Source organism: Oleomonas cavernae (genome assembly GCF_003590945.1).
GTDB lineage: Bacteria > Pseudomonadota > Alphaproteobacteria > Zavarziniales > Zavarziniaceae > Zavarzinia > Zavarzinia cavernae.
Map to the genome: position 1 here is coordinate 1,436,492 of NZ_QYUK01000011.1, position 22,696 is coordinate 1,459,187.

Below are 22,696 nucleotides of genomic sequence, written 5' to 3' on the forward strand. Positions count from 1 at the left end.
CAAGAGGCCTGCAATGCTGAACGGAATGCTGAAACGACTTTCTGCCGCGGCGCTGGGCCTCGGCCTGCTCGCCGGTGCCACTGCCGCCCAGGCGGCGGACAAGTCCCTGACCATCGCCTATGTCGAATGGTCGGATGCGGTCGTCGCCACCAACGTCATCAAGACGGTGCTGGAAGACAAGGGCTACAAGGTCAAGATCGTGCCGCTGTCGGGCGCCGCCATGTGGCAGGCCGTGGCCACGGGCGAGGCCGATGCCATGGTCGCCGCCTGGCTGCCCGCCACCCACCAGGCCTATTTCGAGAAGCTGAAGGACAAGGTCGTCGACCTGGGCCCCAACGTCACCGGGGCCAAGATCGGCTGGGCCGTGCCGACCTACCTGACCGACATCAACTCGATCGAGGACCTCAAGGGTCACGAGGACGCGGTGGGCGCCAAGATCATCGGCATCGATCCGGGCGCCGGCCTCATGCGCGCCTCGGAAAAGGCGATCAAGGACTATGACCTGAAGGTGAAGCTGGTCGAGGGATCGGATGCCACCATGGTCGGCGCGCTGAAGGATGCCTATGCCAAGAAGGAGCCGATCGTCGTCACCACCTGGACGCCGCATTGGATGTTCGCGACCTGGCAGCTCAAGTACCTGGCCGATCCCAAGGCCTCGTTCGGCGGCGAAGAGACGGTGAACACGGTGGTGCGCCTGGGCCTCGACAAGGACCAGCCGGAAGCCTACGCCATCCTCAACGCCTTCGCGCTTAGCCTCGACGACGAGCAGAAGGTCATGGTCTGGAACAACGAAGCCGGCGCCGACCCGGCCGCCACCGCCCGCAAGTGGGTGGACGAGAACAAGGACAAGGTCGCCGCCTGGAAGTGACCGGGCGCTGAAACGCAAAAGGCCGGGCGAACTGCCCGGCCTTTTCTTTGTCATCCCGGCGAAGGCCGGGATCCATCGGCGTGGAGATCGAGATCCACGAGAAAGAAATGCCGGCGAGACCCCGCGCTTCCCTTCAATGGATTCCGGCCTTCGCCGGAATGACGATTGATCAAACCTTCAGGATGGAACGGCCGGCGTAGCGGGCGATGTCGCCCAGTTCTTCCTCGATGCGGATGAGCTGGTTGTACTTGGCCGTGCGGTCGGAACGGGCCAGCGAGCCGGTCTTGATCTGGCCGCAGTTGGTGGCAACCGCCAGATCCGCGATGGTCGAGTCCTCGGTCTCGCCCGAGCGGTGGGACATCACTGCCGTGTAGCGGGCGCGGTGGGCCATGTCGACGGCTTCCAGGGTCTCCGACAGGGTGCCGATCTGGTTGACCTTCACCAGGATCGAATTGCCCGTGCCCGCCGCGATACCGTCGGCCAGGCGCCTGGGGTTGGTTACGAACAGGTCGTCGCCGACGAGTTGGACCTTGGAACCGATGGCATCGGTCAGCAGCTTCCAGCCGGCCCAGTCGTCTTCCGCCATGCCGTCCTCGATCGAGACGATGGGATAGGCTTCGACCAGACCCTTCCAGTAGTCGACCAGGGCGGCCGATTCCAGCACCTTGCCCTCGCCTTCCAGGTGGTACTTGCCGCCCTTGAAGAATTCGGTCGAGGCGGCGTCGAGCGCCAGGGTGACGTCGACACCCGGCTTGTAGCCGGCCTTTTCGATCGCCTTCATGATGAAGTCGAGGGCCGCGCGGGTGCCGTTCAGGTTGGGCGCGAAGCCGCCCTCGTCGCCCACGTTGGTGGCATGGCCGGCGGCCTTCAACTCGGCCTTCAGCCTGTGGAAGATCTCGGCGCCGACGCGCACGGCATCGGCGAAGGTGGGGGCCGCCACCGGCTGGATCATGAATTCCTGGATGTCGATCGGGTTGTCGGCATGGGCGCCGCCGTTGATGATGTTCATCATCGGCACCGGCAGGACGCGGGCGGTCGGGCCACCCAGATAGCGGTACAGGGGCACGCCCTGGTCTTCCGCCGCCGCCTTGGCCAGGGCCAGCGAGACGCCGAGGATCGCATTGGCGCCCAGGCGGGCCTTGTTGGGGGTGCCGTCCAGGTCGATCATCTGGCGGTCGAGGTGGAGCTGGTCTTCCGCGTCCTGGCCGACCAGGGCATCGAAAATCTCGGTGTTCACCGCCTCGACGGCGAGGCGCACACCCTTGCCGCCATAGCGGGCATCGCCGTCACGCTTCTCGTTCGCCTCATGGGCACCGGTCGAGGCGCCCGAGGGCACCGCGGCACGGCCGAAGGCACCGGATTCGAGGGTCACGTCGACCTCGACGGTCGGGTTGCCGCGGCTGTCGAGGATCTCGCGGGCGTGAATATCGGCAATACCAGTCATGGCGTCCTCAGATGATCAATTGTGCCGTGTCATCTCTCGGCGCGAGGGCGCTGATCGGGAAAAACCATCGTCATGACCGGGCCTGTCCCGGTCATCCACGTCGGGACAGTGCACGTCCGTTGACGGAAGAGGCAGCTTGCCGACGTGGATGGCCGGGACTTCGCCCGGCCATGACGGAGAAAGGGTTATTCTCCCAACCAACGCCAGAAACCCCGACCGGGCATGACACAGGTCGGGGGCCGTATATCAGACCAGACGGGATTGGTCGACTGCCGCCTTGATGAAGCTCGCGAACAGCGGGTGCGGGTCAAAGGGCTTGGATTTCAGTTCCGGGTGGAACTGCACGCCGATGAACCAGGGATGATCGGGGATCTCGACGATCTCGGGCAGCAGGCCGTCGGGCGACATGCCGGTGAACATCAGGCCGCGCTGTTCCAGCCGCGGCACGTAGTTGATGTTCACTTCATAGCGATGGCGATGACGCTCGCTGATCGTGGTGCTGCCATAGATCTCGGCCACCCGGCTGCCCTGGCGCAGGGCCGCGCCATAGGCGCCCAGGCGCATGGTGCCGCCCAGGTCGCCGGCGGCGCTGCGCTGTTCCAGTTCGTTGCCGCGCATCCATTCGGTCATCAGGCCCACGACCGCCTCGTCGCTGGGGCCGAATTCGGTCGAACTGGCATGGGTCAGGCCGGCCAGGTTGCGCGCCGCCTCGATCACCGCGATCTGCATGCCAAAGCAGATGCCGAAATAGGGCACGCGATGCTGGCGCGCGAAGTTGGCCGCCGCGATCTTGCCCTCGACCCCGCGATAGCCGAAACCGCCCGGCACCAGGATGCCGTCGACCTCTTCCAGGTGGGCGACCGCGTCTTCCTTCTCGAAGGTCTCGGACTCGATCCATTCCAGGTTGACGCGGACATTGTTGGCGATGCCGCCGTGGTTCAGCGCCTCGGCCAGGGACTTGTAGGCGTCCTTCAGGCCGGTGTACTTGCCCACCACGGCGATGGTCACCTCGCCCTCGGGCTGGACCCAGCGGCGATGGATTTCCTGCCAGCGATTGAGGACCGGTGTCGGCGCCGACAGGCCGAAGGCATCGAGGATGCGGTCGTCGAATTTCTCGGCGTGATAGCTGAGCGGGACTTCGTAGATCGAGCCCACGTCCAGCGCCTGGATGACGTTCTCCGGCCGCACATTGCAGAACAGGGCGATCTTGCGCCGCTCGCCCTCGGGCACTTCCCGGTCGCAACGGCACAGGATGATGTTGGGCTGAATGCCGATCGAGCGCAGTTCCTTGACCGAATGCTGCGTCGGCTTGGTCTTCAGCTCGCCGGCGGAAGGGATATAGGGCACCAGGGTCAGGTGGACATAGACCGCGTGGTGCAGCGGCAGGTCGTTGCCCAATTGGCGGATGGCCTCGAGGAACGGCAGGCTCTCGATGTCGCCGACCGTGCCGCCGATCTCGACCAGCACGAAATCCGTGTCGTCGGTATCGGCCAGGACGAATTCCTTGATCGCGTCGGTCACATGGGGAATCACCTGCACGGTGCCGCCCAGGTAGTCGCCGCGACGTTCCTTGGTCAGGATCGTCTGGTAGATCCGCCCGGTGGTCACATTGTCGGACCGGCGCGAGGGCACGCCGGTGAACCGCTCGTAGTGGCCAAGGTCGAGGTCGGTCTCGGCACCGTCGTCGGTGACATAGACCTCGCCGTGCTGATAGGGACTCATAGTCCCAGGATCCACGTTGAGATAGGGGTCGAGCTTCCTCAAGCGCACGGAAAAGCCCCGAGCTTGCAGCAAGGCACCCAGTGCCGCCGAAGCCAGACCTTTACCCAGCGAGGAGACCACGCCGCCGGTGATGAAGATGAACCGCGCCATGGGTTTACAGCATACCAAAGGGCGCCGTCGTTACTCAACGACGGCGCGTTGAACCAAGGGTTTCCGTCAGTTCGCCGGGGTCGGCGGGGCCGAACCGGGCACGGGTGCCGGTGCGGGTACTGATTCGGTCGGTGCCGGGGTGCTCGGCGTCGTCGTGGCCGGCGCCGGCACGGCGGGCTCGCTGGGCACCAGAACCGGGGCCTGCTGCTGCTCGATCCGATCGACGATCGAGCCTTCGCCGCCCGTGCGGGCCAGCATGGTCAGGGCCAGCGAACTGATCATGAACAGGCCGGCCAGGATGGCGGTCGCGCGGGTCAGCAGGTTGGCTGCGCCGCGCGCCGACATGAAGCCGCCGCCGCTGCCGCCGATCCCCAGGGCCCCGCCTTCCGACTTCTGGACGAGCACGACGCCGATCAGGGCAACGGCAAAGATGAGGTGCAGGACGAGCAGGAAGTCCATGTCGGTTCCGATTTCGGATGGGATAGGGGCGATGCGCGCACCGAGTTGCCGCGCTTATTACACGATGGTGGGCGCGGATGCCAGTTTCCCGGCGCCGCACTACCGTGCGTGTTGTTCATAGCAGGGTCAGGCCAGGGCAGGATCAGGCCGCGGCCTCGACGATCGGGGCAAAGTCCGCCGCCTTCAGGCTGGCGCCGCCGACCAGGGCGCCGTCGACATCGGCGAGCTTCAGCAGAACCGCCGCATTGCCCGGCTTGACCGAGCCGCCGTAGAGCAGGCGGATGCCGCCGGCGACTTCCGCGCCCAGCCTGGCGGCCAGTCGTTGGCGCATGAAACTGTGGACTTCGACAATTTCACCTTCCGTGGGCGTGCGGCCGGTGCCGATGGCCCAGACCGGCTCGTAGGCGACCACGGTGTTGGCGGCGGTGGCCGCGGCCGGCACCGAACCGTCGAGCTGGCGGCCGACCACGTCCAGGGTCTTGCCCCCGTCCCGCTCCGCTTCCGTCTCGCCGACGCAGATGATCGCGATCAGCCCGGCGCGCCAGGCGGCCTCGGCCTTGGCCTTGACCACATCGTCGCTCTCGCCATGGTCGGTACGCCGCTCGGAATGGCCGACGATGACGAGGGTCGCCCCGGCATCCGCCAGCATTTCCGCCGCCACGTCGCCGGTGTGGGCGCCGCTGACCTTGGCATGGCAATCCTGGCCACCGATCGCGATCGGCGTGCCCTTGGCACGGGCGGCGGCCGCGCCGACCAGGGTCGCCGGCGGGCAAATGGCGACATCGACCTTGGCCGAAAGGGCGCCGACCTTGGCCGCCAGGCTGTCCAGTTCACCGAGCGACGCCGCCACCCCGTTCATCTTCCAATTGCCGGCGACGAGGGGACGGCGAGCCATGACGGTTCCTTTCAATGAATTGCGCGGGTTCGTCTAGCAAAGTGCGGGGGTTGGGGGAAGGCTTTGCTTGGGGACACACGGTGTCGATGCCAACGCCCTAATTGTTCCCGTGATACTGCCGGTACCAGGACACGAAGGCCTCGACCCCTGCCTTCACCGGGGTCGACGGCTTGTAGCCGGTCAGCTTTTGCAGCAGATCGGCGGCCGCGAAGGTGTCGGTGACGTCGCCCTTCTGCATCGGCAGCATGTTGCGCCTGGCCTTCATGCCCAGCGCAGCCTCGATCGCTTCGACAAAATCGAGCAGGGCCACCGGCTGGCCGCCGCCGATGTTCACCACCCGGAAGGGCGCGGCCGGGCTTTGGGAGTCGACCGCGTCGGTGGGAGCGCCGGCGACGGGGATGCAGCCGACCAGGCGGACCATCGCCTCGACCAGATCCTCGACATAGGTGAAGTCGCGCGACATCCGGCCCTGGCCGTAAATATCGATGGCGCGGTCGTTCATGATCGCGTCGACGAACTTGAACAGCGCCATGTCCGGCCGGCCCCAGGGCCCATAGACCGTGAAGAAGCGTAAGCAAGTGGTGGGGATCTGCCACAGATGGGCATAGGAATGCGCCATCAGCTCGCCCGCCTTCTTGGTCGCGGCATAAAGCGTGATGGGATGGTCGGCCATGTCGGTTTCACGGAACGGCATCACCTCGTTGGCGCCGTAAACCGAACTGGTCGAGGCCATGATCAGGTGCTTCGGCGCCAGTAGCCGGGCGATCTCCAGGATGTTGAAGGTGCCGACCAGGTTGGAATCGACATAGGCCCGCGGGTTTTCCAGGCTGTAGCGCACGCCCGCCTGGGCCGCGAAATGGAAGATCACGTCGGGGGCGGCCTCCCGGGCCACCGCGGTCAGGCGCTCGGCTTCCTCGAGCATCAGGATCTGCGCCCGGAAGTTCGGCGATTCGGCCAGGATGGCGTGCCGCCGCTCTTTCAGGCGCAGATCGTAATAGGGTGTCATGCCGTCGATGCCGACCACCTGATGGCCATCGGCCAGCAGGCGTTTGGCCAGGTGAAAGCCGATGAACCCGGCCGTACCGGTAATCAAGAACCGCATTTTTCAGATTTCCTGCTCACGGCCGCCACAGGGTGACACCCGGCGGACACAGATCGCGGTCGAGGACCGCCTTGACATCGAGAACGATCCCCTGCCCGCCGCCCAGCGCCGCCAGCACCGCGCCCCAGCCGTCCGTTAGGAAGGCCCGGTGCGGCACGGCCAGGATCACCGCGTCGCAGGGGCCAAGGTCGGACAGCGGCGCCAGCGTGATGCCATGTTCGTGCCGGCTGGCCTGGGCATCGGCCACGGGATCGCAAACCCGCACGTCCATGCCGAATTTGCGCAGCTCGGCAACGATGTCCGCGACCTTGGAATTGCGAACATCGGGCACGCCTTCCTTGAAGGTCAGGCCCAGAATGCCGACGCGGTTTCCCGCCGCGCGCCCCTGTAGCATCAGGCGGACGCATTCATGGGCGACCATGACCGGGTAGTCGTCGTTGATGCGGCGGCCGGCCAGGATCACGTCCGAGTGATAGCCCAGTTTTTCGGCGCAGTGGGTCAGGTAATAGGGGTCGACGCCGATGCAGTGTCCCCCCACCAGGCCCGGCGTGAAGGGCAGGAAATTCCACTTGGTCGAGGCCGCGCCGATGACATCATAAGTATCGATGCCGAGGCGGCGGCAGATCGACGACAACTCGTTCATGAAGGCGATGTTGATGTCGCGCTGGGCATTTTCGATCACCTTCGCCGCTTCCGCCACCTTGATCGACGGCGCCCGGTGAAGCCCCGCCGTCACCACCGAGCCATAGACCGCGGCGACAACCTCCAGGGTGGCGGCATCCTGGGCCGAGACGACTTTGACGATGGTCTCGAGACGGTGCCTGCCGTCGCCGGGATTGATTCGCTCCGGGCTGTAGCCGACGGTGAAATCCCGCCCGCACACCAGGCCCGAGGCCTGTTCCAGGATCGGCACGCATTCATCCTCGGTCACGCCGGGGTAGACCGTCGATTCGAACACCACGATCGCGCCCGGGGACAAGGCGGCGCCGACCAGCCGCGACGCCGAAAACATGGCCCCCAGATCCGGGCGGTGGGCCTCGTCGATCGGGGTCGGCACGGTGACGATGAAGAAATCGGCCTGTCGCAGGCTGGCGGGATCGTCGCTGAGTTCGAGCCGCGGATGGGCCAGCAGTGCGATATCGACCTCGCCGGTACGATCGATGCCCCGGCGCAGTTCGGCGATGCGCTGGCTGTCGATGTCGAAGCCGATGACGGAAGCCCCGGTGCCGGCGAAGGCCGTGGCGATCGGCAGCCCGACATAGCCCAGCCCGATGACCGCGATATGCCGGCCGTGAGTCGGCGGATTCGGTGCGGCAGGGGTCGAAACCGTCATTTTCTAACCGCACCTGTCATGAAACTGCGCCCTGGCGTCCGTTACCCGGGCATCTCTACGCAAATTTCACCCCCCGCGCCAATGGCCTGTTGAGGGCCAAGGTCGCACCCGGCATGCGATCCGCCCCCAAACCTTGCGACCGTCGAGGCTGCCCCCTAATATGCGCCGCCCGCCGGACCGGCGGGGCCTACCCGAGGATTTCGTCGTATCATGCTCCAGACTCTTCGCAAGGGCGCCTCGACCTGGGTCGTTCGCATCTTCCTCGGTATCTTGATGGTGAGCTTCGGCATCGGCATCTGGCAGGGCAACACGCTGTTCAGTTCGGCCGCGGATACGACGGTCGCGACAGTCGGTGATACGGAGATCTCGTCCCAGGCCTTCACCGTCGCCCTCGACCGCGAAGTGCGCCGGCTTCAGCAGCAGTTGGGCGCCGGCTTCACCCGCGAACAGGCGCTGGCCTTCAATGTCCAGGGCGGTGTACTGAGCCAGTTGCTGTCGGACGCGACCGTGGCCGAAGCCGCCCGCAGCTTCGGCCTGCGCGTGCCCGACGAACTCGTCGCCCGCGAAATCGCCGCCATTCCGGCCTTCCAGGATTTCACCGGCAAGTTCGACGCCGCCCGCTTCCAGGCCGTGCTGCGCCAGGCCCAGATGACCGAGGCGACGCTGACCCAGCAGATTCGCGCCGAACTGGTCCGCGCCCAGCTTTACGGTCCCGCGGCCGGCGGCGCCCGCACGCCGACCATCGTCGCGCAGACCCTGTACGCCCATCGCAACGAGCGCCGCGTCATCGACTATTTCACCCTCGCCCCGGCAGCCCTGGGCCCCATCCCGCAACCCGACGAGGCCGCGATCGACGCCTATTACAAGGCCAATCCGCAGGCCTTCACGGCACCGGAATTCCGCGCCATCACCCTGCTGATTGCCGATCCGGCCGAAATCGCCAAGACCACCGCCCCGACCGAAGACGCCATCGCCGCCGCCTATGAGGAGCGCAAGGGCGAATTCGGCACGCCCGAGAAGCGTGAAATCGTCCAGATGGTCCTGAAAACCCAGGCCGAAGCCGATACGGCGGTGAGCAAGCTCAACAGCGGCGGCGATTTCGTCGCGGTCGCCAAGGAACTGGCCAACCTGTCCGAGGCCGACACCAAGCTGGGCACGGTGACCAAGGGCACCCTGCCCGCCGCCCTCGACGAGGCGGCCTTTGCCGCGGCGGAAGGCGCGATCGGCGGGCCGGTGGAAACGCCGCTGGGCTGGCATGTCTTCAAGGTGGTCAAGGTCGAGGCCGCCTCGGTCAAGCCTATGGCCGAGGTGCACGACACCCTGCGCGATGCTCTCGCCCTCGACGCGGCGCAGAGCCAGATCACGCAGATCCAGAAATCCCTGCAGGACGAGCTGGCCGGCGGCGCTTCGCTCGAGGATGCGGGCCAGCGCCTGAACCTGTCGGTGCGCAAGGTCGCCGCCGTCGATGCCGGCGGCAAGGACGAGGCGGGCAAGCCGGTCGAGGGCCTGCCCGAGGCCCCGCCGCTGCTGCCCGGCCTGTTCCAGGCGGCCACGGGGCGCAACGGCGACATGATCGACACGGACGGCGGCGGCTTCGTCATCGGCCGGGTCGACACCATCAGCCCGGCCGCCTTGCGTCCGCTCGACCAGGTCCGGGGCCAGGTGATCGCCGGCTGGCAGGCGGCCGAGACACAGGATCGCCTGGGCAAGCTCGCCGCTGAAACGGTCAAGGGCATCAACGACGGCAAGGATATCGCGGCCGCGGCCAAGGCGGCCGGTGCCACGCCGGGCACCGTCGGCCCGGGCCTGCGCAGCGGCGATGCGATCTTCGTCGCCCTGCCCCCGGCCCTGGTCACCGCCTTGTTCGAGGTCGACAAGGGCAAGGCCGCCAGCGCCCCCGCGGCGGACGAGACCGGCATCATCATCGGCGCCGTCAGGGGCATCGAGGCGGCAGACCCGGCGGCCGATGCCGAAGGTGTCAAGAAGCTGGCCGAGACCCTGCGCGAGGATTTCGCCGGCGACCTGGCCGGCGTCTTCGAGGCCGATCTGCGCGCCCGTTTCGGCATCAGCATCCACGAGCAGACCTACAACAGCCTGATCGGCCAACGCGGCCGGAGCGAACAATGACCATCCAGCCAGACTTCGACACCTTCCGCGCCGCTTACGAAGAAGGCCGGGCGCAGGTCGTCTGGACCACGCTGGTCGCCGATCTGGAGACGCCGGTTTCGGCCATGCTGAAGCTGACCGATGGCGAGCCCTATCGCTTCCTGTTCGAATCGGTCGAGGGCGGGGCCACGCGCGGCCGCTATTCGATCATCGGCCTGAAGCCCGACATCATCTGGCGCGCTTACGGCAACAAGGCCGAGATCAATCGCATCGCCCGGTCGGATCGCCACAAGTTCCGTCCCTGCGCCGAGGGCACGCTTGCTTCGCTGCGCGCCCTGATCGCCGAATCGCGCATCGACCTGCCGGCCGAATTGCCGCCCATGGCCTCGGGCCTCTACGGCTATTTCGGCTATGAGATGGTGCGCCTGATCGAGCGCCTGCCGACCGACAACCCCGACAAATTGGGCGTGCCGGACGGCCTGTTCGTGCGCCCCTCGATCATGGCGATCTTCGATTCGGTGAAGGATGTCGTCACCGTCGTCTCGCCGGTCTGGGTCGAGAGCGGCGTCGATGCCCGTGCCGCCTACAATCGCGCGGCCGAACGCATCGCCGATACCGTCGCCGATTTCGAGCGCGACCTGCCGGTCACCCGCTCGGACGAGGCAGCGCTGTCACCGATCGGCCAGCCGCAGTCTAACGTCAGCCGCACCGACTATCACGCGCTGGTGAACCGGGCGAAGGAATACATCGCCGCCGGCGACATCTTCCAGGTGGTGCCCAGCCAGCGCTTCCGCCTGCCGTTCAACCTGCCGCCTTTTGCCCTGTACCGTGCGCTGCGCCGGCTCAACCCCTCGCCCTTCCTGTTCTATCTGGACCTGGACGGGTTCTCGATCGTCGGCTCCAGCCCGGAAATCCTGGTGCGCCTGCGCGGCAACAAGGTGACCATCCGGCCGATCGCCGGTACCCGCCCCGCGGCATCACCGAGGAGGCCGACCAGGCCCTGGAGAAGGATCTGCTGTCGGACCCCAAGGAACTGGCCGAACACCTGATGCTGCTGGATCTGGGCCGCAACGATGTCGGGCGCGTGGCCAGGATCGGCACGGTCAAGGTCACCCAGCGCAACATCATCGAGCGTTACAGCCACGTGATGCACATCGTCTCCAACGTCGAGGGCGAGATCGATCCCGCCCATGACGCGGTCGACGCCCTGCTGGCCGGCTTCCCCGCCGGCACGGTGTCCGGCGCGCCCAAGGTCCGCGCCATGCAGATCATCGACGAGCTGGAGCCCGAGAAGCGCAACATCTATGGCGGCGGTGTCGGCTATTTCGCGGCCGACGGCTCAATGGATACCTGCATCGCCCTGCGCACGGCCGTGGTCAAGGATGGCACCCTGATCGTCCAGGCGGGCGGCGGCGTGGTCGCCGACAGCGACCCGGAAGCCGAGTATCAGGAGACCCACAACAAGGCGCGCGCCATCATCCGCGCGGCGGAGGAGGCGATCCGCTACGCTTCCCGCTCGCGCCGCCAGTAGTGCCCACCGCCTCGATCGCCTCGCCCGAACGCCTGGCGATCACGGCCGAGACCGGCACGAAGACGATCCCCCGGGCCTTGGCCTGGGGGATGAAGCGGCGCAGGGCCTCGATCGTCGCGGCATGCGGGTGGCCGATGGCGATCGCCATGCCCTTCTCGCGCGCCTTGCGCTCCACCAGCACCAGTTGCGCCTCGATGGCGCTGGCACCGATCTCGTTGTCGAGGAAGACGTCACGCGAGGCAGTGGGAATGCCGGCGGCGCGCGCCGTCTCCTCGCCGACGCTGGTCGCCGCGGTGCGGGAATCGAGGAAGGCCAGGCCGCGGCCCTTCAATTCCTCGATCACCACCTTCATGCCCGCCGCATCCGATGAAAACCGGCTGCCCATGTGGTTGTTGATGCCGACGAAGCCGTCGTGACGATCGAGGTGCCAGCGCAACCGTGCCCGGATCTCGGCCGGGCTCAAGTCGACGGTCAAGGCCTTGGTGCCGGGGTCGGCCTTGCCCTGCGGTTCCATGGGGACATGGACCAGCAGTTCATCGCCCAGCGCCCGCGCCCGCCTGGCATAATCCGTCATGCCCTCGGCATAGCCCATGATCGACAGGGTGATCGGCGCCTCCAGCGACAGGAGTTCCTCGGCCTCCTTCTTGTTCAGGCCGTCATCGTCGATGACGATGGCGATGGCCGGGCGCTTGCCCACCACCGGCGAGGCGGCGGCAAAGCGCTGCCAGGCCGGGCGCGCGTCATAGGGAATTTCGTCGGCCGTTACCGGCGGCGGCGGCGCCACGACGGCGGTTTCGCGCGGCCGCGGGGCGGGTTCGACCGGGGTGCGCGGCGTCTGGGCCAATTGCTCGGCCGGGCTGGGTGACGGCGCGGCAGCGACGGCCGACGGCGCCGGGCGGGCTGCCGGCGTTTGCCGCGCCACCGTGGTCTCGTCCATCGAGCGCATCAGCAGGAAACCGACCGCGACCGCCACGATGGTCGCCCAGCCGAACACGATCGCCCGGCGCACCCCCGGCCGGCCGACAAAGGGACGCTTGCGGCCGCCGGCCTTGCGGCGGCCGTTGCCTGTCTTCACCCGCTTGCGCTGTCCGCCACTGCTGGCCATCGGTGCCCGATTCGCGATCCTTAACCAGAAATAGCGCTGCTTGGGCCCGGGAGCCACCATCGCGACATGACTCACATGCCTTGCCGCACTTGACGATTGCACGGCCACGGGGTTGGATCGGCGTTCCGCCGCGACAGGAGGTTGCGGCGCGTTCTCTCGTGTCTGGAACCCAAGCCGATGATCGCGTTGATCGACAACTACGACAGCTTCACCTACAACCTCTACCACTTCCTGGGCGAGTTGGGTGCGTCTGTCGAGGTCTGGCGCAACGACGCGATCACGGTCGACGAGCTGGAAGCCAAGAAGCCCCGCGCCATTGTGCTCTCGCCCGGCCCCTGCGACCCTGATCGCGCCGGCATCTGCCTCGAAACCGTGAAACGCCTTGGCCCCAAGATCCCGATTCTGGGCGTGTGTCTTGGCCATCAGGCCATCGGCCAGGCCTATGGCGGCCGCGTCGTGCGGGCGCAGACCCTGATGCACGGCAAGATCAGCGCGGTCAGCCATCGCGGCAAATCGGTCTTCCAGGGCCTGCCGACCCCGTTCAAGGCCACGCGCTATCACAGCCTGGTGGTCGCTCGCGAGGACCTGCCGGAGACCCTCGACGTGACGGCCGAGACCGAGGACGGCCTAGCCATGGGCCTGGCCCACAAGGTCCATCCGGTCCACGGCGTCCAGTTCCACCCGGAAAGCATCGCCAGCGAGCACGGCATGGTGCTGCTGGAAAACTTCCTGGTGCTGGCCAATGCCCTGCCCGGCAACCAGCGCAAGATGCGCGCCCCCACCACCAGCGCCTTCAAGTCGGTCCTCACCGAAGTCGCCACCGGCAAGCCGCTGAGCCGGGCCGTCGCCCGCGACGCCTTCGAACTGATGATGTCGGGCGATGCCAGCCAGGCCCAGATCGGCGCCTTCCTGATGGCCCTGCGCATCCGGGGCGAGACCGTCGACGAACTGGCCGCCGGGGTCGAGACCATGCGCGCCAAGATGCGCAGGGTGAAGGCGCCGGCCGATGCGATCGACGTCTGCGGCACCGGCGGCGACGGTGCCGGGACCTGGAACATCTCCAGCGCCACCGGCTTCGTCCTGGCGGGCCTGGGCGTGCCGGTGGCCAAGCACGGCAACCGCGCACTGTCCTCGCGCTCGGGCTCGGCCGAGGTGCTGGCCGCCCTGGGGGTGAAGCTGGACCTGGAGCCCGACGCGATCAGCCGCTGCATCGCCAAGGCCGGCATCGGCTTCATGTTCGCGCCCAACCATCACAGCGCCATGCGCTTCGTCGCCCCCGTGCGCACCGAACTGGGCACCCGCACCCTGTTCAACCTGCTGGGCCCCTGTCCAACCCGGCGGGCGTGAAGCGGCAGTTGATCGGCGTCTTCGCCCCGGCCTGGGTCCGTCCGGTGGCGGAGGTGCTGAAGGTCGTGGGGACCGAGAAGGCCTGGGTCGTCCATGGTTCCGACGGCCTGGACGAGGTGACCACCACCGGCCCGACCCATGTTGCCGCCCTGGAACCCGACGGGACGATCCGCGAATTCGATGTAACCCCGGAAGGGGCAGGCTTGCCCCGTGCCCAGCCGGCGGACCTCAAAGGCGGCGACCCGCAGACCAACACGGTGGCCATCCGCGCCCTGTTCGACGGGGCCAAGGGTGCCTACCGCGATGTCGTGTGCCTGAACGTCGCGGCCAGCCTGATCGTGGCCGGCAAGGTCGAAACCCTCAAGGAGGGCGTCGCCCTGGCTCAAGCCTGCATCGACGACGGCCGGGCGAAGAAGGCGGTCGAAATGCTGGTCAAGGTATCGAACAAGCCATGAGCGATACCCTTGCCCGGATCTGCGCCTACAAGCGCGAGGATGTCACCTTCCGCAAGCTGACGCGGTCCTTGAGTGTGGTCGAGGACGCCGCCCGCGCGGCGGAGGCGCCGCGCGGCTTCGCCCGTGCCCTGGTGGCCAAGCACCAGGCCGGCGCCTTCGCCCTGATCGCCGAGGTCAAGAAGGCCAGCCCCTCCAAGGGTCTCATCCGGGCCGATTTCGATCCGCCCAGCCTCGCCCGGGCCTATGAGGCGGGCGGCGCGGCCTGCCTGTCGGTGCTGACCGACGGCCCGTCGTTCCAGGGCGATGACTCCTACCTGACGGCGGCGCGCGGTGCCGTCGCCCTGCCCGCCCTGCGCAAGGATTTCATGGTCGACACCTACCAGGTGCCGGAGGCCCGCGCCCTGGGGGCCGATTGCATCCTGGTGATCATGGCCGCGGTCGACGACGGCCTGGCGCGGGAACTGGTCGGCGCCGCCCATGACTGGGGCATGGATGCGCTGATCGAGGTTCACGATGGCGAGGAATTGGACCGCGCGCTCAAGCTGCCGTCGCGCCTGATCGGGATAAACAATCGCAATCTCAAGACCTTGTCGGTCGATCTTGCGACGGCGGAGCAATTGGCGCCGCGGGTTCCAAAAGATCGGATCTGTGTTGGCGAAAGCGGTCTTGAGCGTCACGAAGATTTGCAGCGCCTGGCAAAGGTGGGTGTTCGCACCTTCCTTGTGGGTGAATCTCTGATGCGCCAGAGCGATGTTGCCCTCGCCACCCGGCGCCTGCTGGGGCTGGCAGCGTGAGCAGGCTCAGCCATCTCGACGCGCAGGGCCGGGCGTCGATGGTCGATGTCTCGGCCAAGGGCGAGACGGCACGATCGGCGACGGCCCGGGGCAAGGTCGTGCTGCGGCCCGACATCCTGGGCGACATCGCGGCGGGGCAGATGCCCAAGGGCGATGTCCTGACCACCGCCCGCCTGGCCGGCATCATGGCGGCCAAGCGGACCGACAGCCTGATCCCGCTGTGCCACGGCCTGCCCCTGTCCCATGTCGCGGTCGATTTCAGCCTCGACCATGACACCGGCACCATCACCATCGAGGCGACGGCCAAGACCACGGCCACGACCGGCGTCGAGATGGAAGCCCTGACCGCGGTCAGCGTCGCCGCCCTGACCATCTACGACATGGCCAAGGCGGCCGACAAAGGCATCGTCATTGCCGACATCCGCCTGATCGCCAAGAGCGGCGGCAAATCGGGCGACTGGTCGGCGGCATGATCCCGGTCGACGAGGCGCGTAGCCGGATCCTGGCGGCGCTCGGCCCGTCGGGACGCAGAGCGTGCCGCTGTCGGCCGCCGCCGGCCGGGTACTCGGCCGGGCGATCGAGGCCCGCCGGACCCAGCCCCCGCTCGATCTTTCCGCCATGGACGGCTGGGCGGTGCGGGCAGCGGATGCGGCGACCGCCCCCGTTACCTTGGAGATCATCGGCGAGTCCGCTGCCGGCCGCGGTTTCGACGGCACGGTGGCGGCGGGCACCGCGGTCAGGATCTTCACCGGGGCGCCGGTGCCGGCCGGCGCCGATGCCGTCGTACTGCAGGAAGATGCTACCCGTGACGGTGACCGCGTCACCCTGGCGCAGGCGGCGACTCTGGGGCGCCACATCCGGCGCGCCGGGCTCGACTTCCAGACCGGCGCCGTCGTGATCGACGCGGGCCGGCGCCTGTCGGTGCGCGATATCGCCCTGGCCGCCGCCGCCGACGTGCCGCTGGTCCAGGTTCATCGCCGGCCCAGGATCGCCTGCCTTGCCACCGGCGACGAGTTGGTGCGCCCGGGCGAGGCGCGCGGCCCCCACCAGATCGTCGATGCCGGCAGCATCGCCCTGGCCGCGCTGATCGAGCGGGCGGGCGGCATCGCCATCGACCTTGGCATCGCGCGCGACGATCCGGCCGATCTCTCGGCCAAGGCGGCGGGTGCCGCGGGCGCCGACCTGCTGGTGACGCTGGGCGGGGCCTCGGTCGGCGACCACGACCTGATCGCCAAGGTGCTGGCGCAGGACGGCGCCGACCTCGATTTCTGGAAGATCGCCATGCGGCCGGGCAAGCCGCTGATGTTCGGGCGCTTCGGCGACGTGCCGCTGCTGGGCCTGCCGGGCAATCCGGTGTCCAGCCTGATCGGTGCCCTTCTGTTCCTGTTGCCGGCGGTTGCCAGACTGTCCGGCCTGCCCGGCCATGGCCCCGCGACGGTCGAGGCCGTGGCGGCGGCGGCATTCGCGGCCAACGACCGGCGACAGGATTACATCCGGGCCACGGCAACGCACGGGCAGGATGGCCGGTTGCTTGTCACCCCCCTGCCTGTGCAGGATTCGTCCCAGCTCAGCGCGCTGGCGCGGGCCGATGTCCTCGTGGTCCGGCCGCCCCTGGCGCCGGCCGCCGCCGCGGGCGACATCCTGCCGGCCATCCCGCTCGACACTTTCTGACGAGGTCCCCATGCGAACCGAGCTTTACCCCGATATCGAGCCGGTCCTGTCAGGGCATCTCGATACCGGTGACGGCCACAGCCTCTATTGGGAAGTGTCGGGCAATGTCCGCGGTCTGCCGGTGGTCTTCGTCCATGGCGGCCCGGGCGCCGGGGCCAAGCCGGTGCACCGCCGCTTCTTCGATCCCGAAGCCTATTGCATCGTCGTCTTCGACCAGCGCGGCGCCGGCCGCTCGCGCCCGCTGGGGCAACCGACGGCAACACCACGCCGCATCTGGTCGCCGACATGGAGCACCTGCGCGAGCATCTGCGCATCGACCGCTGGGTGGTGTTCGGCGGCAGCTGGGGCTCGACCCTGGGGCTCGCCTACGCCCAGAGCCACCCGGCCCGGGTGATCGCGCTCGCCCTGCGCGGCATCTTCCTGTGCCGGCCCAGCGAGATCGACTGGTTCCTCTACGGCATGCGGGAGATCTTCCCGGAGAACTGGCGCCGCTTTGCCGGCTTCCTGCCCGAGGACGAGCGCGGCGACCTGCTGACCAACTATTACCGCCGCCTGACCGATCCCGACCCGGCGATCCACATGCCGGCAGCGCGGAGCTGGAGTGTCTACGAAGGCTCGTGCTCGACTCTGCTGCCCAGCCCGGAAACCGTGCGCGGTTTCGCCGACGATGTAACAGCGCTTGGGTTGGCGCGGATCGAGGCGCATTATTTCATCCATGACAGTTTTCTGCGCCCGAACCAGCTGATCGAGGATGTCGACCGGATCCGGCGGATCCCGGCCGTGATCGTGCAAGGCCGCTACGACATGGTCTGCCCGATCCGCTCCGCCGACGACCTCCACCAGGCCTGGCCGGAAGCGACGTACCAGATTGTTCCCGACGCCGGGCACAATGCCTTCGAGCCGGGGACGCGGGCGGCATTGGTCGCCGCCTGCGAGAAGTTCAAGAAATTGCCCGCCTGAGGGCTGTGCGCTCTTGACGCTCAACCAGAACCAAAATAGAACAGAAAAGTGTTCAGGTAATGTTCCTGTCTTGATTCCAAGGGGCTGGCAGTGCTGACCAAGAAGCAATACGAGCTGCTCGTCTTCATCGACGCCCGCCTGCGGGAGAAGGGCGTGTCCCCGTCGTTCGACGAGATGAAGGATGCCCTGAACCTGAAATCCAAGTCTGGTATTCACCGCCTGATCACCGCCCTGGAAGAGCGTGGCTTCATCCGCCGCCTCGCGCACCGCGCCCGCGCCCTGGAAGTCACCCGCCTGCCCGATCCGATCAAGGGCACCCGCGGCCCGCGCATCGCGACCTCCGAAGGCAAGGTCATCACCGGCACCTTCACCACCCCCCTGCCCGCCGCCCGCACCGACGAGTCGCTCACGGCGGTATCCCTGCCGTTGCACGGCCGGATCGCGGCCGGCACGCCGATCGAGGCGCTGGCCGACAATTCCCGTTCGATCGCCGTGCCCGCCACCATGCTGGGCAAGGGCGAACACTATGCCCTCGAGGTGCAGGGCGATTCCATGATCGATGCCGGCATTCATGACGGCGACATCGCCATCATCCGCCGCGCCGACACGGCCGAGAATGGAACCATCGTCGTCGCCCTGATCGACGATGCCGAGGCGACCTTGAAGCGCCTGCGCCGCAAGGGCAACGCCGTGGCGCTGGAGGCTGCCAACCCGGCCTACGAGACCCGCATCTTCGGCCCCGACCGGGTGAAGGTGCAGGGCAAGCTGGTAGGCCTGTTCCGGCGCTATCACTAAAAGCCCTCAATTTACCTCGTCATCCCGGCGCAGGCCCAAGGTGTCTGGGACCAGGTGCACCTTTTGCCGTCATGGCCGGGCGAAGTCCCGGCCATCCACGTCGACAAGCTGCCTCTTTCGTCAACGGACTTGACTGTGTCCCGACGTGGATGCCCGGCACAAGGCCGGGCATGACGATCGAGAGGGGATCCAAGGTTCCAGCCCACGAGCCGGACAGGCCTCTCAATGTTCGCCCAACCAATAGGCCGGGGTCCATGGTCGCAGGCCGCGGGTTTGCTCGACGCTGATCAGGCGCAAGCGGTCGCCCTCGCCGGCCTCGACCACGAAGCTGCCGGTGCGCGCCAACCGCTCGCGGTCGATCACCAGTTTCAGGCCCTCGCAGTCCCATCGGCGGGGCAGCGAGGTCCTTGGGGCGATGACGATGGTCGCGCAGGGCAGTGTGTCGGTGGCGCGCGCGATCACCACGACGCTGCGGCCGTCCGCGAGATCCATTCGGCACAAGCCGTCCCGGCAAGCGGACTCGCGCGCCAGGATCTGCGCCTCGAGCAGTCCCAGGCGCTCCGTCCATTGCTCCACGACGAAACCCGGGCTTCCCGGCGGCAGGAGGCGCAGCCGATCCCCCGCCGGTGCCGCCACCGCCCGGCCTTCCTCATGCGCCAGCAGCACAGGCGGATCGCCGATGTCCACGGCCCAGGCCACCGCCGCGGCCGCCAGCAGGGGCAAGGCGGTCAGGCGCAGGCGGCCCCGCCACAGACAAAGGCAAAGCCCGGCGAGCACGAACAGCACCAGGGCACCCTGGCCCATGGCCGGCACCGCCAGGGCGGCCCCCGGCAACTGGGCCACTGCCCGCGCCACCCAGTCCACGGCGGCGATCCCCTGCCCCACGACATAGAGCGCCGGCGCCTCGAGCCCCAGCGGCATCAGCACCGCCGCCACGACGATACCCGGCATGATGACGAAGGCCGTGATCGGCACGGCGATCAGGTTCGCCCCCAGGCCGTAGAGCGACAGGCGGCCGAAATGGGCGATGGCAAAGGGCGCCGTCGCCACCGTCGCAATCACGCTCGAGACCAGGATCGTGCCAAGCGCCAGCAGGATGCGCTGCATCCAGCCGTCGCCCGAGGTGGCACGCCAGGCGCCGATCCGGGGCCGCAGCACCTCGAAGCCGGCGACCAGCCCGGTTACCGAGGCGAAGGACATGCCAAAGCCCGGTGTCATCAGTGCTTCAGGCTCGATCAGCAGAATCGCCGCCGCGGCCAGGGCGACCAGGCGCAGGGTGATGGCCAGCCGGTCGACCATCACCGCCAGCAGCACGATCGCCGTCATGATGAACGAGCGTTGGGCCGGCACATCCATGCCGGCGACGACCATGTAGGCCCCGGCCGAGAGGATGGCGATGGCCGCCGCCCATTTCTTCACCGGCCGGCGCAGCGAGATCGGCGCGATCGCCGCCAGGGCGAAGCGCAGCCCGAACATGACGAGGCCCGCCGCCAGGCCCAGATGCAGGCCCGAGATCGAGAGGATGTGCGAGATCCCCGCAGCCCGCCAGTTCTCCTCGGTCGCTTCCGGGATCGCCCCGCGCTCGCCCACCATCAAGGCCGCGGCAATGGCACCCTCGGGCGCCGCCAAGCCCTGGCCGATGCGCAGCGCCAGGCGATGCCGCCACCGGGCGAGCGAGCCGGCGTCGGCCGCCTCGAGCCGCTCGGGCGCGGCCACCGCGTAACCAACCGCGCCGATGCCCTCGAACCACATCGAGCGGCCATGGTCGGGCGCCCCGGGCATGGCGGGACCGGGCGGCGGCAGCAGAATGGCCTTGACCCTCAGCATATCGCCCGGGCCGAACCCCTGGGTCGCCATGTCGGGGTCCAGCGACAGGCGCAAACGCCGGGGCGCCGGGGCAACGGCGCCCCCTGCAATGGCGGGCTGGGCCAGGACCAGCCGCGGCCGCTCGCCCGGGCGCGCTTCGAGTTCGACGATCCGCCCCTCGACGAGAACCGGCCCTTGCCTCGCCGTTACCACCGGCGTTGCGACCGTCAGCACGCGCAGATTGATGGCGACAAAGCCGCCGGCGACGGCGGCCAGTGCGATCAGCGCCAGCCGCAGGCCCGGTGTGCGCCGGCTGAAGACGATGCCGGCGAGGACGGCGCCCAGGATGGCGGGGGCCAGCCACCAGGGCGGCTCCACCGGCAGGGCCAGGTAGCTCCCGACGCCGGTGCCCAGCCCCACGGGCAGCCACAGCGACCAGCGCTCGCGCTCGGCCAGCACGGCGTCCAGAAAGGCGGCAAGAGACTGGCGGAACACTGGCGCGAAACGACCCCGGCGATACGACTCCTGCGCGATCCTAGCAGGCTGGAACGGGGGTGTGATCAGGCTTTTCGCCGTGCTAAAGAAACGCCAACGAAGAAAGCCCCCCAAGTCGATGTCAAAGCCCCCGATTACCCGCTTCGCCCCCTCGCCGACCGGCTACCTGCATATCGGCGGCGCCCGGACCGCGCTGTTCAACTGGCTGTTCGCCCGGCACTTCGGCGGCACCTTCCGCCTGCGCATCGAAGACACGGACCGCCAGCGTTCCACGCAGGACGCCATCGGCAAGATCTTCGAAGGCCTTCAGTGGCTGGGCCTGGACTGGGACGGCGAGGTAGTGCACCAGTTTTCCCGTGCCCACCTGCATGCCGCGGAGGCGCGCCGCCTGCTGGCCGAGGGCCGGGCCTATCATTGCTATTGCTCGCCCGAGGAATTGACCCAGATGCGCGAGCAGGCCCGGGCCGAGGGCAAGCCGCCGCGCTACAACGGCTATTGGCGCGACCGCGACCCGGCCGAGGCGCCGGCAGGCGTGGCACCGGTGATCCGCATGAAGGCCCCGCGCGAGGGCGAGACGGTAATCCAGGACCTGGTCCAGGGCGAAGTGCGCTTCCCCAACACCGAACTGGACGACATGATCCTGCTGCGCTCGGACGGCACGCCGACCTACATGCTGTCGGTCGTGGTCGACGACCATGATATGGACATCACCCATGTCATCCGCGGTGACGATCACCTGACCAATACCGCGCGCCAGACCCAGCTCTACCTGGCCCTGGGCTGGGATTGCCCGATCTTCGCCCATATCCCGCTGATCCACGGCCCGGACGGCGCCAAGCTGTCCAAGCGCCACGGCGCCCTGGGCGTCGATGCCTACCGCGACCTGGGCTACCTGCCCGAGGCGATGCGCAACTACCTGCTGCGCCTGGGCTGGGGTCATGGCGACGAGGAGATCATTTCGACGCAGCAGGCGATCGAATGGTTCGGCCTGGAGAATGTCGGCCGTTCGCCCGCACGCTTCGACTATGCCAAGCTGGACAATCTCAACGGCCACTATCTGCGCGAGGCCGACAATGCCCGCCTCGCCGAGTTGATCGCCCCCAAGCTCGCCGAGGCTGCCGGCCGGCCCTTGACGGGCCCCGACCACGATCGCCTGGTGCGCTCGATGGCCGGGCTGAAGGCGCGTGCCAAGACCCTGGTGCAACTTGCCGATTCCGCCCGTTTCCTGGTGGCGAGCCGCCCCCTGGCCATGGATGCCAAGGCCGCCGGGCTGGTGGCCGGCATCGGGCGCGAGCGCCTGGCCGCCCTGCGCGCGGCGATCGCCGGGCTTGCGCCCTTTACCGCGACGGCGATCGAGGCGGCGGCCCGCGGCTTGAGCGAGACGACGGGCGCCAAGCTGGGCGACATCGCCCAACCGCTGCGGGCCGCCCTCACCGGCACCACCGTATCGCCGCCGATTTTCGAGGTGGCCGAGGTTCTGGGGGCGGAAGAGTCCCTGGGTCGTCTGGCAGATGTCCTGGACGGGGGCCGGCCGTGACCGGAAATCGAGCATAGACGCCACGTGGGGCCTATTCGCGCTGAAATGCTTCACAGTATACTGGGGCTGATACTTAGCTGACGGGTGCCGAACCATCCTCCCCAAGCAGGTTCGGCATCCG

General features: G+C 68.0%; 15 protein-coding genes and 4 pseudogenes. 11 read left to right on the forward strand and 8 right to left on the reverse strand.

Annotated features, from left to right (window positions below; all coding sequences use genetic code 11):
* Positions 1-13 precede the first annotated feature (13 nt).
* Positions 14-868 carry a glycine betaine ABC transporter substrate-binding protein gene (locus D3874_RS10580; protein WP_199699017.1) on the forward strand — a complete coding sequence of 285 codons (855 nt, stop codon included), beginning with the start codon at positions 14-16 and terminating at the stop codon, positions 866-868.
* Positions 869-1,037: 169 nt separating this feature from the next.
* Here D3874_RS10580 and eno read toward each other — a convergent pair whose 3' ends face one another.
* The 6 genes from eno to D3874_RS10610 form a co-directional block, all read right to left on the reverse strand.
* Complete coding sequence (eno, locus tag D3874_RS10585) at positions 1,038-2,312, reverse strand: phosphopyruvate hydratase (protein WP_119778054.1); 1,275 nt, start codon at positions 2,310-2,312, stop codon at positions 1,038-1,040.
* A 246-nt stretch (positions 2,313-2,558) separates the two neighbouring features.
* The gene (locus D3874_RS10590; protein ID WP_119778055.1) at positions 2,559-4,184 is read right to left on the reverse strand and encodes a CTP synthase; all 1,626 of its coding nucleotides are present in this window, start codon (positions 4,182-4,184) and stop codon (positions 2,559-2,561) included.
* A 66-nt stretch (positions 4,185-4,250) separates the two neighbouring features.
* Entirely contained in the window at positions 4,251-4,643 is a 393-nt protein-coding gene (secG, locus tag D3874_RS10595; RefSeq protein ID WP_119778056.1) for a preprotein translocase subunit SecG, read from the reverse strand.
* Positions 4,644-4,785: 142 nt separating this feature from the next.
* Positions 4,786-5,538: a triose-phosphate isomerase gene (tpiA, locus tag D3874_RS10600; protein WP_119778057.1), complete on the reverse strand. Its 753-nt coding sequence runs from the start codon at positions 5,536-5,538 to the stop codon at positions 4,786-4,788.
* A 97-nt stretch (positions 5,539-5,635) separates the two neighbouring features.
* Positions 5,636-6,640: an NAD-dependent epimerase/dehydratase family protein gene (locus tag D3874_RS10605; protein WP_119778058.1), complete on the reverse strand. Its 1,005-nt coding sequence runs from the start codon at positions 6,638-6,640 to the stop codon at positions 5,636-5,638.
* Between the two features lie 16 nt (positions 6,641-6,656).
* Complete coding sequence (locus tag D3874_RS10610) at positions 6,657-7,973, reverse strand: nucleotide sugar dehydrogenase (protein WP_119778059.1); 1,317 nt, start codon at positions 7,971-7,973, stop codon at positions 6,657-6,659.
* Positions 7,974-8,183: 210 nt separating this feature from the next.
* On the opposite strand from D3874_RS10610, the gene D3874_RS10615 reads away from it, so the two are divergent.
* Positions 8,184-10,100: a SurA N-terminal domain-containing protein gene (locus D3874_RS10615; protein ID WP_119778060.1), complete on the forward strand. Its 1,917-nt coding sequence runs from the start codon at positions 8,184-8,186 to the stop codon at positions 10,098-10,100.
* Positions 10,097-11,610, forward strand: a pseudogene (gene trpE, locus D3874_RS10620) (anthranilate synthase component I). Before D3874_RS10615 ends, trpE begins: the two are co-directional and overlap by 4 nt.
* Here the strand turns inward: trpE and D3874_RS10625 are convergent.
* On the reverse strand, positions 11,555-12,715 hold the full coding sequence (locus tag D3874_RS10625; RefSeq protein ID WP_158595933.1) for a divergent polysaccharide deacetylase family protein: 1,161 nt from the start codon (positions 12,713-12,715) through the stop codon (positions 11,555-11,557). The pseudogene trpE and the gene D3874_RS10625 sit on opposite strands and share 56 nt — an antisense overlap.
* A gap of 177 nt (positions 12,716-12,892) precedes the next feature.
* Between D3874_RS10625 and D3874_RS30205 the strand changes: the two are divergent.
* From D3874_RS30205 to lexA, 7 genes and pseudogenes are all read left to right on the forward strand, one after another.
* Positions 12,893-13,462, forward strand: a pseudogene (locus D3874_RS30205) (anthranilate synthase component II); the annotation flags it as partial.
* Positions 13,463-13,483: 21 nt separating this feature from the next.
* Positions 13,484-14,517: pseudogene (gene trpD, locus D3874_RS30210) on the forward strand (anthranilate phosphoribosyltransferase).
* The gene (gene trpC, locus D3874_RS10635) at positions 14,514-15,311 is read left to right on the forward strand and encodes an indole-3-glycerol phosphate synthase TrpC (protein WP_119778062.1); all 798 of its coding nucleotides are present in this window, start codon (positions 14,514-14,516) and stop codon (positions 15,309-15,311) included. The pseudogene trpD and the gene trpC overlap by 4 nt, the downstream one beginning before the upstream one ends.
* The gene (gene moaC / locus D3874_RS10640; RefSeq protein WP_119778063.1) at positions 15,308-15,784 is read left to right on the forward strand and encodes a cyclic pyranopterin monophosphate synthase MoaC; all 477 of its coding nucleotides are present in this window, start codon (positions 15,308-15,310) and stop codon (positions 15,782-15,784) included. The genes trpC and moaC overlap by 4 nt, the downstream gene beginning before the upstream one ends.
* Before the next feature lie 61 nt (positions 15,785-15,845).
* A complete protein-coding gene (locus D3874_RS10645) occupies positions 15,846-16,982 on the forward strand; it encodes a molybdopterin molybdotransferase MoeA (protein WP_338016705.1) in 1,137 nt (378 codons plus the stop codon).
* Between the two features lie 10 nt (positions 16,983-16,992).
* Positions 16,993-17,942: pseudogene (gene pip / locus D3874_RS10650) on the forward strand (prolyl aminopeptidase).
* Positions 17,943-18,032: 90 nt separating this feature from the next.
* The gene (gene lexA, locus D3874_RS10655) at positions 18,033-18,737 is read left to right on the forward strand and encodes a transcriptional repressor LexA (RefSeq protein ID WP_119778064.1); all 705 of its coding nucleotides are present in this window, start codon (positions 18,033-18,035) and stop codon (positions 18,735-18,737) included.
* Between the two features lie 222 nt (positions 18,738-18,959).
* Here lexA and D3874_RS10660 read toward each other — a convergent pair whose 3' ends face one another.
* A complete protein-coding gene (locus D3874_RS10660; protein WP_147385618.1) occupies positions 18,960-21,038 on the reverse strand; it encodes a ComEC/Rec2 family competence protein in 2,079 nt (692 codons plus the stop codon).
* A gap of 118 nt (positions 21,039-21,156) precedes the next feature.
* Between D3874_RS10660 and gltX the strand changes: the two genes are divergently transcribed.
* Complete coding sequence (gene gltX, locus D3874_RS10665; protein ID WP_119778066.1) at positions 21,157-22,575, forward strand: glutamate--tRNA ligase; 1,419 nt, start codon at positions 21,157-21,159, stop codon at positions 22,573-22,575.
* The last annotated feature ends 121 nt before the right edge of the window (positions 22,576-22,696 follow it).

Excerpts from the sequence above, each read along its gene's own strand:
- eno (WP_119778054.1), bottom strand. The coding sequence starts at position 2,312 with ATGACTGGTATTGCCGATATTCACGCCCGCGAGATCCTCGACAGCCGC.
- tpiA (WP_119778057.1), bottom strand. The coding sequence starts at position 5,538 with ATGGCTCGCCGTCCCCTCGTCGCCGGCAATTGGAAGATGAACGGGGTG.
- gltX (WP_119778066.1), top strand. The coding sequence starts at position 21,157 with ATGTCAAAGCCCCCGATTACCCGCTTCGCCCCCTCGCCGACCGGCTAC.
- D3874_RS10610 (WP_119778059.1), bottom strand. The coding sequence starts at position 7,973 with ATGACGGTTTCGACCCCTGCCGCACCGAATCCGCCGACTCACGGCCGG.
- D3874_RS10605 (WP_119778058.1), bottom strand. The coding sequence starts at position 6,640 with ATGCGGTTCTTGATTACCGGTACGGCCGGGTTCATCGGCTTTCACCTG.
- D3874_RS10625 (WP_158595933.1), bottom strand. The coding sequence starts at position 12,715 with ATGGCCAGCAGTGGCGGACAGCGCAAGCGGGTGAAGACAGGCAACGGC.
- secG (WP_119778056.1), bottom strand. The coding sequence starts at position 4,643 with ATGGACTTCCTGCTCGTCCTGCACCTCATCTTTGCCGTTGCCCTGATC.
- D3874_RS10590 (WP_119778055.1), bottom strand. The coding sequence starts at position 4,184 with ATGGCGCGGTTCATCTTCATCACCGGCGGCGTGGTCTCCTCGCTGGGT.
- D3874_RS10580 (WP_199699017.1), top strand. The coding sequence starts at position 14 with ATGCTGAACGGAATGCTGAAACGACTTTCTGCCGCGGCGCTGGGCCTC.
- trpC (WP_119778062.1), top strand. The coding sequence starts at position 14,514 with ATGAGCGATACCCTTGCCCGGATCTGCGCCTACAAGCGCGAGGATGTC.
- D3874_RS10615 (WP_119778060.1), top strand. The coding sequence starts at position 8,184 with ATGCTCCAGACTCTTCGCAAGGGCGCCTCGACCTGGGTCGTTCGCATC.